18 protein-coding genes are annotated in these 17,907 nt (G+C 62.5%); 16 read left to right on the top strand and 2 right to left on the bottom strand.

Annotated features, from left to right (window positions below; translation table 11 throughout):
• Positions 1-7 precede the first annotated feature (7 nt).
• From C8D77_RS01000 to C8D77_RS00960, 9 genes are read left to right on the top strand one after another with little or no spacing between them, the layout of a single operon-like run.
• Positions 8-448, top strand: a complete 441-nt coding sequence (locus tag C8D77_RS01000; protein WP_146211744.1) for a hypothetical protein — start codon at positions 8-10, stop codon at positions 446-448.
• Positions 388-801, top strand: coding sequence for a phage tail assembly chaperone (locus C8D77_RS00995; RefSeq protein WP_109658740.1), 414 nt, complete (start codon positions 388-390; stop codon positions 799-801). The genes C8D77_RS01000 and C8D77_RS00995 overlap by 61 nt, the downstream gene beginning before the upstream one ends.
• A complete protein-coding gene (locus C8D77_RS00990) occupies positions 798-5,354 on the top strand; it encodes a coiled-coil domain-containing protein (RefSeq protein WP_109658739.1) in 4,557 nt (1,518 codons plus the stop codon). Before C8D77_RS00995 ends, C8D77_RS00990 begins: the two co-directional genes overlap by 4 nt.
• The gene (locus C8D77_RS00985; protein WP_109658738.1) at positions 5,351-6,010 is read left to right on the top strand and encodes a phage distal tail protein, Rcc01695 family; all 660 of its coding nucleotides are present in this window, start codon (positions 5,351-5,353) and stop codon (positions 6,008-6,010) included. Before C8D77_RS00990 ends, C8D77_RS00985 begins: the two co-directional genes overlap by 4 nt.
• The gene (locus C8D77_RS00980; RefSeq protein ID WP_109658737.1) at positions 6,003-7,067 is read left to right on the top strand and encodes a baseplate hub domain-containing protein; all 1,065 of its coding nucleotides are present in this window, start codon (positions 6,003-6,005) and stop codon (positions 7,065-7,067) included. Before C8D77_RS00985 ends, C8D77_RS00980 begins: the two co-directional genes overlap by 8 nt.
• A 1-nt stretch (position 7,068) precedes the next feature.
• Complete coding sequence (locus tag C8D77_RS00975; protein WP_109658736.1) at positions 7,069-7,470, top strand: C40 family peptidase; 402 nt, start codon at positions 7,069-7,071, stop codon at positions 7,468-7,470.
• Positions 7,458-10,799: a GTA baseplate fiber-binding domain-containing protein gene (locus tag C8D77_RS00970; protein ID WP_109658735.1), complete on the top strand. Its 3,342-nt coding sequence runs from the start codon at positions 7,458-7,460 to the stop codon at positions 10,797-10,799. The genes C8D77_RS00975 and C8D77_RS00970 overlap by 13 nt, the downstream gene beginning before the upstream one ends.
• The gene (locus C8D77_RS00965; protein ID WP_109658734.1) at positions 10,796-12,592 is read left to right on the top strand and encodes a DUF2793 domain-containing protein; all 1,797 of its coding nucleotides are present in this window, start codon (positions 10,796-10,798) and stop codon (positions 12,590-12,592) included. The genes C8D77_RS00970 and C8D77_RS00965 overlap by 4 nt, the downstream gene beginning before the upstream one ends.
• A complete protein-coding gene (locus C8D77_RS00960) occupies positions 12,585-13,835 on the top strand; it encodes an SPRY domain-containing protein (RefSeq protein WP_146211743.1) in 1,251 nt (416 codons plus the stop codon). The genes C8D77_RS00965 and C8D77_RS00960 overlap by 8 nt, the downstream gene beginning before the upstream one ends.
• Here the strand turns inward: C8D77_RS00960 and C8D77_RS00955 are convergent.
• Both C8D77_RS00955 and C8D77_RS00950 read right to left on the bottom strand, forming a co-directional pair.
• Entirely contained in the window at positions 13,799-14,617 is an 819-nt protein-coding gene (locus C8D77_RS00955) for a sterol desaturase family protein (protein WP_245951594.1), read from the bottom strand. The two genes, C8D77_RS00960 and C8D77_RS00955, sit on opposite strands and share 37 nt — an antisense overlap.
• 81 nt (positions 14,618-14,698) lie before the next feature.
• Complete coding sequence (locus C8D77_RS00950) at positions 14,699-14,908, bottom strand: hypothetical protein (protein WP_109658731.1); 210 nt, start codon at positions 14,906-14,908, stop codon at positions 14,699-14,701.
• Positions 14,909-15,058: 150 nt separating this feature from the next.
• Between C8D77_RS00950 and C8D77_RS00945 the strand changes: the two genes are divergently transcribed.
• The 7 genes from C8D77_RS00945 to C8D77_RS00920 are packed head-to-tail and all read left to right on the top strand — an operon-like array spanning position 15,059 to position 17,830.
• On the top strand, positions 15,059-15,910 hold the full coding sequence (locus C8D77_RS00945; RefSeq protein WP_109658730.1) for a glycoside hydrolase family 108 protein: 852 nt from the start codon (positions 15,059-15,061) through the stop codon (positions 15,908-15,910).
• 13 nt (positions 15,911-15,923) lie between these two features.
• Complete coding sequence (locus C8D77_RS00940; RefSeq protein WP_146211742.1) at positions 15,924-16,259, top strand: hypothetical protein; 336 nt, start codon at positions 15,924-15,926, stop codon at positions 16,257-16,259.
• Positions 16,259-16,381, top strand: coding sequence for a hypothetical protein (locus C8D77_RS38775; protein ID WP_281277001.1), 123 nt, complete (start codon positions 16,259-16,261; stop codon positions 16,379-16,381). The genes C8D77_RS00940 and C8D77_RS38775 overlap by 1 nt, the downstream gene beginning before the upstream one ends.
• Complete coding sequence (locus C8D77_RS00935; RefSeq protein WP_109658728.1) at positions 16,378-16,854, top strand: hypothetical protein; 477 nt, start codon at positions 16,378-16,380, stop codon at positions 16,852-16,854. The genes C8D77_RS38775 and C8D77_RS00935 overlap by 4 nt, the downstream gene beginning before the upstream one ends.
• Positions 16,763-17,047, top strand: a complete 285-nt coding sequence (locus C8D77_RS00930) for a hypothetical protein (RefSeq protein WP_146211741.1) — start codon at positions 16,763-16,765, stop codon at positions 17,045-17,047. The genes C8D77_RS00935 and C8D77_RS00930 overlap by 92 nt, the downstream gene beginning before the upstream one ends.
• The gene (locus tag C8D77_RS00925) at positions 17,044-17,508 is read left to right on the top strand and encodes a hypothetical protein (RefSeq protein WP_109658726.1); all 465 of its coding nucleotides are present in this window, start codon (positions 17,044-17,046) and stop codon (positions 17,506-17,508) included. The genes C8D77_RS00930 and C8D77_RS00925 overlap by 4 nt, the downstream gene beginning before the upstream one ends.
• Complete coding sequence (locus C8D77_RS00920) at positions 17,492-17,830, top strand: hypothetical protein (RefSeq protein WP_109658725.1); 339 nt, start codon at positions 17,492-17,494, stop codon at positions 17,828-17,830. Before C8D77_RS00925 ends, C8D77_RS00920 begins: the two co-directional genes overlap by 17 nt.
• The last annotated feature ends 77 nt before the right edge of the window (positions 17,831-17,907 follow it).

Below are 17,907 nucleotides of genomic sequence, written 5' to 3'. Positions count from 1 at the left end.
TACCGACATGAGCATCATCAAACTGGCCAGCTTGGCCGCCGACCTCGTCAAGGAACGGGAAGGCGACTGGATCGAGCCGAAGGAATGGCCCGGTCTCAACCCGGACAAGCCCTACGAGCAGGTCCCGTTGCCCGGCCTCGCGTTCCTGACGCGCTCCATCAATTACCCGCCGTACGCCGCCGCCTACCAGGTGGAGCTGGAGAAGCTTCGCCAGGCGTTCCCGAGCGGCACCATCCCCGCCGATGCGCAGGCCAAAGCCGAAGGCAAGCTTGCCGTCGAGCATCTGCTGCTGGGCTGGCGTGGCCTCGACGTCCCCTATTCTCCTGAGATCGTCGGTTCCGTCCTCATGGCGGAAGAACATCGCGCAGTCCGCGCCATGGTGCGTTGGTGCGCCGGCGTCGTCGGCAAGCGTCAGGTCCAGTTCGAGGAAACCGCCTCGGGAAACTGAAGGCGGCCTTCCGCTACGACCTGGAGCGGAGAGGCCATCACGAATGGCTGGCTGACCTCAACCGGGAGTACCCGGACGAGGTACCAACGGAATCGCTTCCGACCAGGCCGGATGAAGCCAGATACGAGACCTGGCACGATTTCTACCGTCGCGCCTGGCAGACCCTTCGCTACGACCGGCAATACACCGAAGGCGGCGGCGAAACCCCGATCAGCTTCCTCGCCTTCGACGCCTACGCCCGCCGCTACTGCATCGAGGGTGAAGCCTTCGATCGCTTCGTCGCCTTCGTTTCCGCAATAGACGACGAATGGCTGATCCATCTCGCTGAAAAAAGGAAGGAGGCTGCGACATGAACGACATCGCGTTGAGCAGCCTCCGCGTCGCCGCCGAGATCGATGCCTCGAAATACAAGACCGGCGCTGACCAGAAGATCGTATCCGACCGCGAGATGACGGCGTCGGCCCAGGCGGTTGGCGCCGCGATCTCGCAGACCGACACCAAGATCAGTTCAGCTGGCGACACTCTCGCCAAGTTGTCGCGCCAATACATCGACGGGTTCAAGAACCAGGAGCGCTTCGAGCAAGGTCTGCGCCAGATCGGGCGGCAGCTCGACAGTGGCAAGACTGACATCGAGGGCGCCACCCGCCTGCTCGTCGGCATGAACCAGAAGCTCGGTCTCACCGCCGATGTTTCAGAGCTCGCCGCGAAAGGGCAGGTTCATCTGGCCGCCGCTGTGGGCAAGGCGAACGCCCAGATCGAGGGGCAGGCCGCCTCCATGGCGCAAGCGGCGGCAACTGCGGCGGCGCAGGCGGAGCGCCTTGAGACCATCCGGCAGAAATATGACCAGACCTATGCGGCTGGTCAGCGGATGAATTCAGAACTGGCCGATCTGGCCGAACTGGAGCGTAGCGGTACCCAGATCACCGGCGGATACGCAACCGCGCTCGAAAATCTTGTGCTCAAGTATGATCAGACCGCTGCGGCGGCCGCCACGGCCGCAAATGCGCACAAGCAGTTTCTCGCCGCCGCCCGCTCCGATCAGGCCGCCGAAAACAGCAGGCAGATCGCGGCGGCGAACCAGGGCAGCTTCAATTCGGTGCTTGGCGTCTCGGCGCCATCATCCGGAGCGCGAGCCTCGGCATCGGTCTTTGAAGCCGACTTCGCCCAAATGGAAGAGGTTGCCCGCCAGAAGGCGCAGCAGGCTGGCCAAGCGTTCGGTGCCGACCTCGAAGCCTCCCTTGTAGCCGGCACCGCGAAATCCGCGCGTGACGCAGCGGCCGTCTTTTCCGCCGATTTCGCACAGATCGAAGAAATCGCAGGCCTCAAGGCTCAACAAGCCGGGCAGGCTTTTGGTACCGAGTTGGATGCCAGCCTCGTCGCTGGGATCGCGAAATCGGCACGAGATGCCGCATCGGTCTTCACGGCCGAAATGGACCGCCTCGATACCATCGCCAAACTGAAGGCTGAACAGATCGGCTCGACGTTCCAGAGCGATCTCAACGCATCGTTCGGGATCGGCTCCGGGGGTAATTCAGCCCGTGCATCCGCCTCAGTCTTCGAAGAGGCCGGCCGTGAGGCCGACCAGATGGCGTCGCGCGTCGCCGCACTGCGCGCTGAGCTCAACCCGCTGGCGGCGGTACAAGACCGCGTCAATGCGGAACTGGCGGAATACTCGGCACTGGCGGCCAAAGGCGCGATCTCTGCCGATGAACTTGCCCAGGCTCAGGCGATGGCGCGCGGCAGGCTTGCCGCCAATCAGAATAGCCAGGGCGGCGCCAATAAATTCGCCGGCATGAACGCGACCAGCCAGTTCCAGGACATCGCGATCACATCGATGATGGGGCAGTCGATCCCGACGATTGCGTTGCAGCAGGGCACGCAGCTCGGCATGGCGTTGCAGATGTCGCTCGGCGAGCAAGGCGCCGCCGGTGGTGCAAAAGCGCTGCTCGCCGGTCTGACCGGCCTGTTCAGCCCCATCAACCTGGTTGCTATAGGCCTGACCGCCGTCGTCGCCGCCGGCATCCAGTTCGGCTCGAAGCTTCTTCCCCAGACGAAATCGTTGAAGGATGCAACCGACGCCCAGCGCAAATCCGTCGACGATCTCGCTTCCGCCTACGGCAACGCCAGTTTGAAGGCCGACGATTTTTACAAAAAGTCGGTCATCGCGTCTGAATCCGATGCGCGCCGCAAGACCGACGATCTGCAGAAGGCTGCGGCGGCCGCTGATAAGTCGGTCCAGAACGAACTTGGCTCACCGTTCACGATTGGTCGCGGCCGTGAGACCTTCTATGGCGTGAAGCCGGAGTTCGCCCAATTCGGCGAAGCCATCAGCATCCTGAATGGCCAGATCAAGGCGGGACGTCCCGATTACGCCGCGTTCGAAAAATCGATCTCTGGCGTTGTTGCTCAGAACCCTGGACTTCAGACCACAGCCGACAAGATCCTTGCCATCGTCGCGGCGGCGACCGCGGCGGCCGCGCAGCTCCATAACACCGGGGAAGCGATCAAGGACATCAATCGCGGCTCGATCGGCAACTTCGATCGGACCCAGCAGGCCGGCCGCGACCAATCCGTGATGAGCCAGCGGTTTGGTGATGATCCCTTCGCGGCGCAGCGCGAGCAGCAGCGCCAGAAGGAAATAGCGCTAACCGAGGCACAGGATCAGCGGAAACGCTCGCTCGACAACACCTTGGCTTCTGCGAAGCTCGACGTCGACCTGATCGGCAAGACCACAGCTGCCACCGAAGGTCTGCGCATGGCCTTCCAGCTCGAGCAGGAGGTCAGGGAGGCGGCGGCGCAGAGCAACACGAAGGTCGACGAAGCCGAGATCGCGCGCATCAAGCAGAAGGCCGAGGAATACGGCAAGCTCAAGGCCCTGCAGGAAGCCCGTGACACCATCCACGGCCAGGAGATCGACCTCGAGACCCAGCGCGCCGAAGTCGCCACCGTTGGTGAGAACACGCTGGCCCGCCAGCGTTCCGCCGCGGCACTGAAGACCGAACAGGACATCCGCAAACTCGGCATTCCGCTCTACGGCCAGGAAGCCAACGCGATGCGCGCCAACACGGCGGCGCTGTCCGACCAGGCTGCTGCGCTAGCGAAGGCCTCGCTGCAGGCCGATCTGCTGTTCGAGCGCTCGCAGATCCTGCGCAACTCCGACGACCAAGCCATCGCCTCCCGCCTGCAAAGCGCTGGTCTCCCGATCGATCTCAACTCTGCCGAAGCCAACATGATGCGCTACAACATGGCGCTGCAGGAGACCAAGGATACCTTCAAGGGTTTTGCCACCGACATGCTGTCGAGCCTGCAGCAGGGCAAATCGCTCTGGGAAAGCTTCGGTGATGCCGCGAAGAACGCACTGGCAAAGATCGCCGACAAGTTGATCGATCGCGGCCTCGACGGCATCTTCAATTCGCTTTTCGGCGGCGATCAGGCCAACGGCGGCGGCGGGTTGCTGGGCAGCCTGTTCGGCGGCAACGGCTCTTCATCATCTCAGAATGGGCAGCAGCAGGGCACCTCCGGCGGGTCATTCCTCAGCAAGCTGTTCGGGACAGGCGGGCAGTCCGTCGCCTCCATGCAGGTCCAGGCGGCCGTCGTCAATGTGAATGGCGGTGTCGGTGGTGTTGGCGGTGGCCTCAGCGATATCCTCTCAAAGCTTGGCAGCCCGAGCTTCAAGGCTGATACCACGCTGTCCGACATCCTCGGCTTTGGTGGTGGTGCGGCGAACGACAACCAGAGCATGATCCAGTCGCGTATCGATCAAGCATTTGGGACCGGAGGCTCCGCGCAATCCCTGATCCAGAGCCGGATCGATCAAGCATTCGGAACCACCTCTGGCGGCCTGGGCGGTATCTTCTCCCCGTCTGGCGGGTTCGCCAGCGTGCTCGGCGGGGGCAGCGGTGGGCTGTCCGGCAGCATGTCGTCCTACGCGAGCGCGATCAAGATGATTGAGAGCGCCGGCAGCGGCGGTTACTCGGCGCTCGGCCCGGTGCTGAGGAACGGCGACCAGGCGCTCGGCGCCTACCAGGTCATGAACAGCAATTTGCCGTCGTGGTCGACGCAAGCCTTCGGCAGCCCGATGTCGAAAAGCCAGTTCATGTCGGATCCTGCGGCGCAGGATGCCATCTTCCAGCAGCAGTTCGGCAAGCTTCTCTCAAAATATGGCAACTCAAACGATGCGGCGTCGGCATGGTTCACCGGCGGCCCGCTTTCGAAGGGCGCCGGTAAATCCGACGTCCTCGGTACCACCGGCTCGCAATATGTCGACAAGTTCAACACTGCCTTGCAGAAGGTCACCGGGACCGCGCAGCAGGCCACCGGATCTATCAGCAGCCTCGGCGGCGCCTCGGAAGGCCTGATCGCGCAGTTCAGCAAGATGGGGCAGAGCCTCATGTCGCAGCTGACGTCGGCGACGAGCAGCTCAAGCTGGTTCCAGGGTCTCTCCGGCATGTTCGGTGGCTCCTCCGGTGCTCTCGGCTTCATGAACTCGATCTCGCCGGCTGCGACCTCAGATATCCTCTCCGGATCGTGGGGCCTGTTCGACGACGGCGGCTTTACCGGGGCCGGCGGCCGCAAGGATCCGGCCGGCATCGTGCATCGTGGCGAAGTCGTCTGGAGCCAGGATGACGTCGCGCGCGCCGGCGGCGTCCACGTCGTCGAAGGCATGCGCCGTGGTTACGCCGGGTATGCCGACGGCGGCGTCGTGCGGCCACGCATGCGCTACGAAGGCCGGCACAGCGATAGTCCGTCTGGCGCCACCTCTGGCCGCTCTCGCGACAACAACGAGCGGCCCATGAACGTCAATCAGACCTTTGTCCTTTCCGGCCAGCCGGAGGCACCGAGAAGCCAGTCGCAGATCGCGGCGCGCGCCTTGGATGGGGTGTCCCGCGCGCAGAGGACGGCATGACGTTCTACAATGCCAAGCTGCCGGGCTCGATCTCGCAGGGCAGCGAATTCGCACCGGTCAGCCTGGTCGATATCGCCAGAGGTCCCACCGGCCACGACCAGCGCCGTTCGAGGCGTTCCCGCAGGCTGCGGCGCTGCAACATCGGCAAGAACATCCGCACCGTCGACGACGTCTACGACATCCTGTCGTTCTTCGAGGTGATGGACGGTCCGGCGCACTCGTTCGCCATCCAGAACCTGATCGACTACAAGACCTGCAAGCCGTCCGGCACCGTCACGGCGCTCGATGCAGCGATCGGCATAGGCGACGGCGTCAATCTCGCCTTCCAGTTGAAGAAGCAATACAAGGTCACCAAGGTTGACGCCTCGGTCATCGCTGTCGATCGCACCATCTATCTGCCGGTATTGGGGACCGTTCTGGTTGCCGTCGATGGCGTGCTGAAGACCGAAGCGGTCGACTACATCATCGACTATGCGACCGGCGCCCTGACCTTCATTGCTGGGCACGAGCCCGCCGATACGAAGGCTGTGACCGCCGGCTTCGCCTTCAACGAGAAGGTCCGCTTCGACACCAACGATCTCGGTCACGTCATGGAGTTCTTCCGCGTCGGATCGGTGCCGTCGATCCCGCTGGTCGAGGTGCCGTTCGATGCCTAGGACAGTACCGGCGAGCGTCCTGGCAGCGATCAATTCCGATTCCTTCGCGCTGCCCGCGATCGTGCTGATCATCCTCGCCAACGGCACCAGGATAGCGCTCACCGAATGGGACGAACCGCTCGACGTCGATCTCGATGGTGAAGGCGTCGAGACGTTCTCACCGTTCCAGTTCCAGCAGTTGTCCGCGTTTTCCGCGCAGATCAACGCACCGATCGACGACCGCGATTTCACGATCATCCTCGGCGCCACGACAATGACGGCGAGCGACGTCCGCCGCGGCCGCTTCGACAACGCCATGGCCATCATCGGCTATGTGGTGCCGACCGATCTGGCGCACCCCTGGCTCTACTGCACCTATGATTTCGGTCAATCCGACATCAAGGGAATGGTCTCGCGGCTGGAGATGATGGGGCCGGAGAAGCGCCTCGAGCAGCCTGTCGGCGTCACGCTGTCGGCGAACTGCTATAAATCCTACGGCGATCTCGATTGCGGTATCCCGACCCGAGCCGATGCCTGGGCTGACACGACGGACTATGCGCTCCATGGTCTCGTCAAGCGGCTGACCGGCGCCGGGATCTACTGGTTCAAGGCGACGGTCGCGGGCACCAGCGATGTCGCCGAACCGACATGGCCGACCACACTCGGCGGCACCGTGGTCGATGGCACCGTGACCTGGACCGCGGTCCGCGCCCGCCGCCTAATCGGCACGGTGACGGCGTTGGTCGATCGCCGCACCATCGTTGCGACCGGGATAACGGTCGTCGGCGACTATTTCGGCGAGGGCTTCATCACCTTCCTGACCGGCGACAACGCCGGCGACAAGCGCCGTGTCCGCTCCGACAACGGCACCGGAACGCTGGTGCTGCACCTCGGCGCCTACGATGACATCCAGATCGGCGACACCTTCGAGGCGCTTGTCGGCTGCCGGCATCGGCGCCTCGAGGACTGCGTCGGCAAACACGACAACGCGCACAACTCGCGCACCTTGACGCTTCGCTACGGCGGCTTCGACTTCCTCGCCGGCGAAAACATCACCGCAACCGCACCGAAGGGCTGACATGAGCGCTGAAGCCTTCGTCGCCGCGGCACGCGGCTTTCTCGGCGTCCCCTGGGTGCACCAGGGCCGCACCGACAAGGGCATGGATTGCGTTGGCCTCATCGTGCTGTCGATGCGCGCCATCGGCATCGACGCCCCGCTGGCGGCCGACTACGGCCGGATGCAGGACTATCGGCAGGCCAGGCGATATCTCGAGGTGTTCTGCGATCGTGTCGGTGCACCCGAGATCGGCGATGTCGTGCTGTTCAAGACGACGCAAACCCTGCACATGGCGATCGTCTCCGAGGTCGACGGTTTGGCGCCGAAGCGTGTCATCCAGGCGCTCGGCCCCAAATCCAATGTCGTCGATACTGGTCTGCAGTTCCCGCCGCTGATGCTGTGGAGGCCCAAATGGCCTTCATAGCCGCTGCCGCCGGTGCCGCTGTTGGTGGTGGTTTGCTGGGTGGCATCGTTGAAACCGCCGTTGGCTTCGGCCTCAAGCTCGCCGTCGCCTTCCTCTTCCCACAGAAGATCAAAGGCCCGCGCGCCGAAAGCCTGAAGGCGCAGACCTCGCAATATGGCGACCAGCTCACCCGCTGGCATGGTGCGATCCGAACGGCCGGAGCTGTCATATGGCTCAAGGGCAACCATATCGACGAGCACGTCAAGACGGAACGCCAGGGTAAAGCCCTCGGTCCGGAGGTGACGACCTACAGTTACACCGCAACCTTTGCCGTTGCCTTTGCCTGGAACGGGCCGGCATCTGGTGTCACGCGCATCTGGGCCGACGACAAGCTGATCTTCGACATCTCGGCGGAATCGCTCCAGCACGCCATCGCCAATGGCGGCAAGGGCATCGGCGTCGCCAAGGGCGCCTCGATCAAGGTCTACCTCGGCACCGATGACCAGGAGCCGGATCCTGATATCGAGGCCGACCGCGGTGCCGGCAACGTTCCCGCATGGCCCGGCATCGTCTATGTGGTGGTGAAAAACCTGCCGCTCGACGAGTTCGGCCTTCGTATCCCCAACATGGAAGGTGAACTGCTCAAGCAAAGCGCGAGCGCGTATCTCAGCATCGATGTTGGTTCCACCGTCTCAAGCCACCTCACCGATATCAACGGTGACGCCTTTGCGATGGCAGCCAATGATGGATTGGGCGGGATACTGACCATCTATTCGCTGCCTTCGGGCACGGTGCGCAAGGCCATCGATCTCGGTTTCCCGCCGACCGGCGTCATCATTTCATCGCGCAACGATGTGCTTGTCGGCAATATAAATGCCGATGAAGTCCATGTGTACGACCTCGCCACCGGCGCTCAGAAGCAGGTCGTGACCGGTGTGCTGCAATCCCTGCCAAAGGACAACATCAATTGCTCCTGCGAGACCTCGATCGGCGGCGTCTCCTACATTTTGATGGCGCGTGAGGACAAGCTTTCGCTGCTCAGCAACATCGGTACCGGCTGGAACCTGGGCTGGTCTCTCGATCTTGCCGGCAAACCGCAAATCCTGAGCTGCGGGCCTGATCGTATCTATTGGAGCACCGGCAATTCGACGGTCCTGCATCATTCCTCATGGGATACCAATTCTCTCTCCATCGTCGACGCCAGTTTCACGCTGCCCGTGCTCGGCACAGTTCAGGGTATCCGCGCCATCTTCTACGACGATGAATCCGACAGCGTCGTCGTGTTCGGCGCGAAGGGAAATATTTACGTCTATTCGGCCGATATGGGGACGCTGCTTCGATCGATCTCGAATGGCGGCTGGAACGCGTCAGGTATACCGGATCAACTGCTGTCGCGTCGCGCTCTTGGCGCCTCAAACACGCTGGTATTTTCGGCGCCGGAAGATCACCGGATCGTCGAGTACCGCATTTCCGATCTCACCAAGTTGGCTGATTATGCGACGACGTCAACGGCTGGCACATGGGGCTTCGATGCCCCTGGCTACCTCTCCGGGGTATCGGCCGGATTCGGGGTGATCTGGCAGCCGCTTGAAGGCTACCTGATGTTCGTCCCTCGCCTCGCTCGCACACCCGTCCTGTTGTCGGAAGTGCTCGAGGCGGAATGCGACTATGCGGGTCTGATCGGTGATGCCTCCGCGGTGACATCGGGCATCTATGGCTATGGCGATCGCGCCGGAACACCACCGCGCGGTGTCATCGAGGATCTCACCCGCGTCAACTTCGTCGATTGGGCGCAGATCGATGGCATCCAGACCTTTTTTCCGCGCCAGACCGCATCGTTTCGCACGCTGTCGATCGATGATGTCGGCGTCGCGCTCAATGCGGAACCGGATCCTGTCTCGATCAGCGAAGAATATCCCTCGGCGCTCGACATGCCGGAACAGGTTATCATCACCTATCCGAGTTATGACGCCGCCTACCGCATCGGTGCGCAGGCGGGAACGACGAAGGAAGACGAGAAGTTCAACGACGAACCCTCGCAGGCCGACGAAACCGGTGCGCCGATCAAGGTGAGACGCAAGCGAGGCCTTGCGTTTTCGACATCTCAGGTCCTCAAGGATGACGACGCCGCCCAGGTGGCGGATGTGATGTTCAACTCGTTGCTCGACGCCGCCACGGTCTACAAGACCAATGTCGGCCCGAAGCACATGGATCTGCATCCCGGTCAGGTCGTCACCTTGCCATTGGATGAGGGAAGGACCGCTAAGGCGGTGCTGACCAAGATGAGCGGCGACACCGTCGTCGAGATGGAGTTCCGCAAGCGCGGCGACAGCTTCACATCGGAGGCCGTCGGCGGCCAGACACCTTACGTCATCGATTCGCTGCTCGGGATCGCTGATGCCACCCCGGTGCTGATCGACGGCCACCTGCTGCGCGGCGCCGACAACAATGACGGCTTTTACACCGGCGTCGCGGTGACCTCGGCCGGCACGTTCCGCTCAGCCTCGATCTATCGGTCAGAGGATGGCGGTTCCACGTACTTGCCGTGGGCGGGCTTCGTCAACGGCATGATCCGTGGCATCGCGCTCGACGCGCTGCCGGATCGCGCGCATCCCGCCGCATGGGATCGCGCAACGGCCTTCAACATCGCGGTTCCGATTGGCAGCCCGCCCGCCAGCGTCAGCGAGGACGCGCTGCTCGCCAGCGAGACCACCAACGGCTTCGCCGTCTGGAACGCCAGCGTTGGCGATTGGGAGTATATCCGCGCCGCTTCCGTCGTCGACAACATGGACGGCACCTGGACGCTGTCGACGCTGCTGCGCGGCTTGAAGGGTACCGAATTCGCCATGGCTGGGCACGCCGCCGGCGCCACGGTCTATCACCTCGATGACCAGGCGATGACGCGAAGCCTGGAGGGAGACCGCACGCTGGCGCGCATCTATGTCGCGGTGCCGACCTCGACGGTGTTCGATTCCACAGGAGCCGTCACCTTCACCAACAACGGCAAGGGTCTGCGGCCATGGTCGCCGCAGCTCGTGAGCGCGACCAGAGACGCTGGCACCGGTGACTGGACCTTCGTCTTCAACCGTCGCGATCGGCTCGGCCAGGCATGGCCGGAGAGCGGGCCGGAGACACCGCCGATGAGCGAGGCATCGGAGGCCTATGCCATCAACATCTACGACGGCATGGGCGTCCTGCTGAACAGCTACGACGCCGCCACCGAAACCTATACCTATACCGCCGCCGATCAGACGACCGATTTCGGCTCACCCCAGACAACCCTTGAATTCGGTCTCGCCCAGGTCTCCGCGGTCTATGGCGACGGCATCGAACTGAGAGAAGCGGCATGACGACTTCCAATCGGCTCGGCATCACCGAACTTGCCGAGACGCAGAACAATCGACACACCACGGTCAATGAGGCGGTCGCCAAGCTCGAGGCCGGCGCCGCCCTGTACGGCTGTGTGTCCGTCGGCGACACCAGTCCGCCGGGATCTCCCGCAGAGGGCGATCAGTATGTGCTCGGCGGATCACCGACGGGAGCATGGTCGGGCCATGGTGAGGCGATCGCCAATTTCTTCAATGGCGCGTGGCAGTTCATCCCGGCGCTTCCAGGCGCACAGGCCTATGCCGCCGACGAGGATGCATTCTACTACTATGACGTCGGCGGCACATGGGTGCTCGTCGGCTCAAGCGGCGGCTTGGGCAACGTCACCGGTCCAGGGAGTTCGGTCAGCGGCAACATCGCGACGTTCAACGGTACCGACGGCCAGACCATTCAGGATGGCGGCGTCGCGATCTCGACCGACGGCACGATGGCCTCCGCGTCGGACGCCAAGGTTACCACCGAAAAAGGCATAAAGACCTATGTCGACGGCAAGGTCACCGGTCTGTCCTGGAAACAGGCGGTGCGCGCCGCCACCACGGTCGCCGGCACGCTGGCGAGCTCGTTCGAGAATGGTGACGCGATCGATGGCGTCACCCTCGCCACCGGCGATCGCATCCTCATCAAGAACCAGTCCAGCGCCTCTGAAAACGGCATCTACACGGTCAATGCCAGCGGTGCACCGACGCGCGCGACCGACGCGGATGCCGGAGCCGAGTTGGTCAATGCATCAGTCTATGTCAGCGAAGGCACGACGCTGGCCGACACGCAATGGACGTGCACGACCAACGCCCCGATCACGGTCGGATCGACCTCGCTGGCCTTCGCCCAGGCAGGCATTGGCGGCTTCACCGCCGCCTCGACAACTGAAGTCCTGACTGGCACCGACACTTCAAAGGGTGTCACCGCCGATGCCCTCGCCGCCCTATGGGAGAAGGGCGCCGACGTCGCAAGCGCGACAACCACCGCGTTGGGCGAAGGCGGCTTCTTCCACATCACCGGTACGACCACGATCACCGATATCGATTGGGCGACGGCGAAGGATGGGCGAGTAGCATGGGTGATCTTTGATGGCATCCTGACGCTTACCCACAACGCGACGACGCTGAAGCTGCCAGGTGGGGCAAACATCACCACGGCCGCAGGGGATCGCGCCTGCTTCGCTCAGGATGCCAGCGACAATGTCATCTGCCTTTACTACACCCGCGCCGATGGCACAGCTGTCGTCTCCGGTGCGGCGACGGGCAAGCAGACCATTTGGGTGCCAGCCTCGGCGATGCTCGCCGCCACGACAAACGGGCCGTCTACGGGGCAGGTCGAGACGTCTTCGAATAAGGTCAACTTCTCCGTCCTCGACTTCGATGCCACGACGGCCGAGCAGGCGTGGTTCGATATCGCCATGCCGAAGGGCTGGGATGAAGGTACCGTCACCTTCCAGGCATGGTGGACGACGTCGGCAACAGACACCGACGGCGTGGCGATCTCGCTGGCGGGCGTGGCTATGTCCGACAATGAAGCGCTCGACACGGCGGTTGGAACACCCGTTGTCGTGACTGACGATGCGCAGTCTGGCGCGCTTGAGTTGCTGGTGACGGCCGAGAGCTCGGCGGTGACAATCGCCGGTTCGCCTGTGGAGGGGGATCTATGCCTTTTCCGGGTACAGCGTGTTGTTTCGGATGGCAATGACGACATGAGCGAGGACATGCGTCTGATCGGTATCAAGCTCTTCTACACGACGAATGCCGCCAACGATGCTTAAGGTCAACAACCTAATCGGATTTGGCGGCCGGCGCCCATCTGGAGGCGGCGGCGGGCCTGTGATTTATGAATTCCTCTCGACACAGGTCGACACCGCAGCGGCATCCACGACGTTTATCCTGTCGTTCGGCACAGTCGGCTATGCTAGGCGTGTTTTTCTCGGTTTCGCCGTTGGCGGTGCATCGACCAACATTACGTCCGTGGTCAACAACAGCGTTGGGGCCACGCGTATCACTGACGGCCCTGGTTCCACTGCAGGTCGCCAGGGTCTCTACTACTCCGACGTCCCGGCCGGCGTGGCTGCAACCTTTGTCATCACCACGAGCGCTGCCTGCACGACATGCGTAGGCTCGGCCTATGAGACGACCACGGCCAACATGGTCCTGTTGGATGTCCTTGCCAACTTCGACAGCGGCACGACGTCAATGGCCTTGAGTGACCTTGCCGTGGCCGCTGGCGGCTTCGTTCTCGCTCATGCGCGTGCTGGCGCAACGGATACGCTGGGTCTCACCTATTCCGGCATCGACACGCCGACACAGGATGACCTCACGACATCGGGTTTCCTGAAGGTTCTATCAAAGTCATTCCTGACAACGGAAAACGCGGACACCAACGACGTCGCGGCCACGCTGGCTTTGAGCAACGCGGTCTGGGGCCTGGCGGCTTCGTTCTTCGTGCATGTCGGCGGAATGTTAAACCCTGCTGACAAGGCAGGCCCGATATCGCTGTCGAACATCAACTTAACCGCAACGGCTCTGAGCGCAGGCAGCAGCACTGTCAAAACGACCAACTCATATAGCGGCAGCGAGAAGCTCTACTTTGAGTGGACCGTGAATAGCTCTGGCTCCTTCTTTGGTGCCGGGTTTGGAAATTCCTCGGCCGTGTTGGCGTCACTTCTCGGCATCGATGCCAACGGGATTGCGATCTATAACGACGGGAACGTCTATAAAAACGGGTCCTCAGCCGGGTCGATTGGGGCACTGACGATAGGGAACATCGTTCCGATCGCGATCGACCGGGGAGCCAATTTGTTCTGGTGCCGCAAAGGCGCCGGCAACTGGAACAACAATGGATCAGCTGATCCGGCTACCGGAGTTGGCGGCATTGCCCTGCCGACAGGAATGACGTCAGGAAGTTTCTTCGCGGGCCTGTCGTTGTCGGGAGCGGGCGATCAAGGCACGGTTAACTTGGGTGCCAGCGCCTTCAATCAGACGCCGCCATCTGGCTTTAGCGCATGGGGCTGATCTGTCTCAATTTCAGCTTTTCGCGGCAAAAACGGATAGCCGATCTGGCCAAAATAATTCGCCGGGATCGGGTCGTCGACACCGTATTTGACCGGTGTCTCGGCCCCTGGCGGAACCTGAAACGTGCCGAAGATCGCGTCGATGATCGCCAACTGGCCGGCGAAGTTCTTGTCATAGGCAATCCGCTCGTTAGCGTGATGCCAATGATGGAATTGCGGGCTAGCGATTACATATTTGAGCGGCCCAAAACTCATCTTGATGTTGGCGTGGATCAGCAGCCCATGTCCGAGATAGATTATGGAATAGATCGCGAAGGCCTCGGTCGAAAATCCCAGCAGGAACACCGGTAGCAGAGACACGGTCTTGGTGATGATCTGGTCGACGGGATGGCTATGGAACGCGGCCAGCCAGTCCATCTCCTCGACGCCGTGGTGGATCGAATGAAAGCGCCACAGCGCCGGGACGGCATGAAAAGCCCGGTGCGCGGCATAGACGCCAAGGTCGGTCAGCACGATGATCTCGATGACCTGCAGCCAGGTGACTTGCCCGCTGACAGCCTGCGCTACGCTTGCCGGCACAAGCAGCATCGCCGCGCTGATAGCCGGCACGAACAACACGCCGCCCACCAGGTTGACCAGGGGGCCGTTAGAAATTGCATAGATCGCGTCGTTGACGATCCCCTTCCGGAAGACCTTCTGCGTCGGGCGCAGGGCAAGAACGCGCTCAAGCGGCACGAAGATCAGAACGCAGAGCAAAAGTATTTTGAGGCTAACAAGGTCCACCGCAGTCTCCCCCGGATAGCAGTCGACCATTGAACCACTCGGCGGGGAGCCCTGCAAGGCGATGGTTCACGAACGGTTAATTCAGACGATCCTGTGCCAGAAACCGGACTTGAGCCACTGTTCTTCCTGCTGCCGCCTCAATTCGTAGACAGGCACCATCGCCGGCTGCTCCACCACGACTGGTTGCGGGGAAGCATAGGCCGAGGCGGCCGTCTCGATCCCGACATAGGCCAGAAGAGCCGCAACCACCGCGAACGCGATTTGCGTACCTGAGATCTGTTCCAAAGCCATTGTTCTCCTGTTGCCCGTGAAGTTTATGAGCTTGCAAGGTCAACAACCGGTGAACGGGGCGCGCCGCCATTGCGCCCCAAGCCGAGCCACCTCTCACCATCGATATATCCCGTTATTTCAACCTGCCCGCGAGGGCGGAAAGGAACTCCCATGGCCTCTTCCCGTGAAAAGGAAGCGCTGTCCCGCGTGCTCGCGCATGAGGGTGGCTACGTCAACCACCCGAGGGATCCCGGCGGCCCGACCAACAAGGGTGTCACCCAGCGCGTTTATGATGCCTACCGGCGCGGCAAGGGTCTTGGCGCGCAGTCCGTCCAGCAGATCTCCATGAGGGAGGTCGCCGAAATCTACGATCGCCAGTACTGGGATGCCGTCAAGGGCGACGATCTCCCAGACGGCATCGACTACGTGCTGTTCGATGGTGCGGTGAATTCCGGTCCGAAGCAGTCGATCATCTGGCTGCAACGCGCGCTCGGCCCCGTCTACAAGGGCCGCGTCGACGGCACCATGGGTCTCACCACCGTTGCCGCTGTCAATTCGGTGAACGACCTCGATGCGCTGGTCGGCCGCATCTGCGATCAGCGTCTCAACTTCATGCGGCATCTCAGCACCTGGCCGGTCTTCGGGCGCGGCTGGTCGGCGCGTGTCGCCGAGGTGCGCTCGATCGGCCAGGCATGGGCCACGAACGGCAGCCCGCAGGTCGCCAATTTCTACGACGGCGCGCAGGCGAAGGCCTTTGCCGAGGATGCCGACGCGGCGCCGATGACGGCTCCAGCCGATGCGGCAACGGGTGCCGGCATGGGCGGTCTTGGTGTCTCGGGCACGCTGGCCGGGCTTCAGGATCAGCTCGTGCCGTTCTCCTATGCCAGCGAGTGGATCACCAAGATTGTGGTCGTGCTGGCCATCGTCAGCGCGCTGCTGGCTGCTGGCGGCTTCGCCTACGGCTGGTACGCCCGCCGCAAGGCCAAGCATCTCGCCCAGGCGATGGGAACGGAGGCTCCATAACATGGCAAAATTGATGGCAGCTCTCACAACGCTGGCCCCGATCTATCCTGGGTTCGTCAACGTGAGCCGGAACGATGATCGTTCGGTCACCGTCTATGTCCGCGGCGATCCGGAGGTGCGCGCGGAGAGCGCCTACATCTGCGGCCACGCCGTCGACAAGGGCAAGCCCGGCCGCTGCACGCCGGGTGATGATTTCTGCAACAACTACTGCAATCTGGCGCCGGAAAAAGGTCCGATGGTCGATCATCCGGCGTCGTGCTCACAGACTTATGAAGGCAAGACCGCCGCGGTCCGGCTGTCGGCCGACCAATGGGCGGCGTTGTTGGTGTCTCTCGGGGCAGCCGCGTGATGGGCGGCGGCGGCAACAATACCGACTTCTGGGGTCGTGTAGCCATCGCCATATTCCTCCGCGAGGCGGCACCCTACGCCATCATCGCCGGCGCCGGCTGGCTCATCTGGGTGCTCAAATGATCGCGGCGCTCTACGCAATCCCCTATGTTGGCCCATTCCTCGCCTTCGCGACATCGCGCTTCGGCCTCCCGCTCGTCGTCGCCGGCGGCGTCATCTTCTTCTACGAAGGCCTCCCGATCGGCCCGCTGCGCGATATCCCGTGGGCCGGGCCGAAGCTCGCCTCGCTGGTCGACGGCCGTGTCGATCGGGAATACGCCGCCGGCGGCAAGGCCGAGGCGGCGCTGTGGCAGGAAAAGATCAAGCTCGCGGCGGTTGCCCAAGCGGCCGACACCAAGACCCGCCAGCAGGACATCGATGCCGCAGCTCAAGCCTACATCGACAAACTGCATAGCGATGCCGACCGTATCGCAGAACTGCAGCACGCCCAGAAGGATGAAGACAATGTTCCGCCTGATCCCACGAAGCCTGCTGTTTGCCGCCCTGCTGGCATCTCTGCAGGGGTGTCAACACGGCTCGACGCCATCGGTCGATAGTTTGCTGCCGAAGCCGACCATCCATGTTGATCCGAGTGCGATGCAGGAGTGCGCCAAGGTCGTCGACATCCCGCATCGCTTCGTGCCGAGCAAAGAGCAGACGGACTTGCATGCTGAAGACCGCGTCATCTCAGGCGATTGCCGGCGCCTCAACCATGCGAAAATCCTGATCATCAAGGCGCTGACGAAATGATCTTCGCCCATATCTCCCGATCGCTGCGCGACACGTTCCCGGCCAGAGCCTCGGAGTGGGCGCTGGCAACCATGCTGTTCGGCTGGTCGGTGATCCTGCATGCCAGCCCTGACCTGTTCCAAAGTGGCCCTCCCACTTATACAGCGCTGGCCAACATCATGCCGCAGTCGACATGGGCGGCGCTGTGCCTTGTCGTTGGCGGCGGCCGGCTTATTGTCTTGGCCATCAATGGGGCGTGGCGACGCTCTCCGCATGCTCGCGGGCTATCTGCCTTCATCAGCGCCCTGTTCTGGTTCGAGATCACCATCGGCATCCTCCAGGGCGGTTCTCTTGGGGTAGGCCTTGCCGTCTATCCCGTCCTTTTCCTCCTCGATTGCTACAATGTCATCCGCGCCTTTGGCGAAGCGGGCAGATCAGACGCTAACCATAAGCGGGTGGCTGGAAATGGAATTGACGCCTGAGCTGCTTGGCACCGCCGCTGTCGGGGCTGTCGTCGTTGTCGGGGCTATTGGCAATTATCTGAGAACGCTGCGGGAGAGACCGCGTGGACTCGATGCCGTCGTCGCAGGCGTCGGCTTCGGCTTTGGCGACAAGGAACAGACCGAGCGGGTGATCGCTGTGCTTGACCGCTGTGCCAGAGCGCTCGAGGCGCTGGCCGACAAGCGCACCGATGAGATGGAGGAGATGCACAAGACGCTGCTCGATCGACTTGACCGCCGCGAAGAACAGGAGGAATCGGGTCCAAGGCGCCATCCTCAACGACGACCGCCGCAACGGCGATAACCACCACAGCCCCGCTTGGCTCCGGCCGGCGGGGCTTTTTGCGTTTTGGGAACCAATTCAGCGGATGCTAATTGAAT

It is taken from the genome of Mesorhizobium loti (genome assembly GCF_003148495.1).
Classification (GTDB): Bacteria; Pseudomonadota; Alphaproteobacteria; order Rhizobiales; family Rhizobiaceae; genus Mesorhizobium; species Mesorhizobium loti.
Note: the sequence above shows the minus strand (reverse complement) of the source record. Positions and strands in the feature narration are given on the sequence as shown.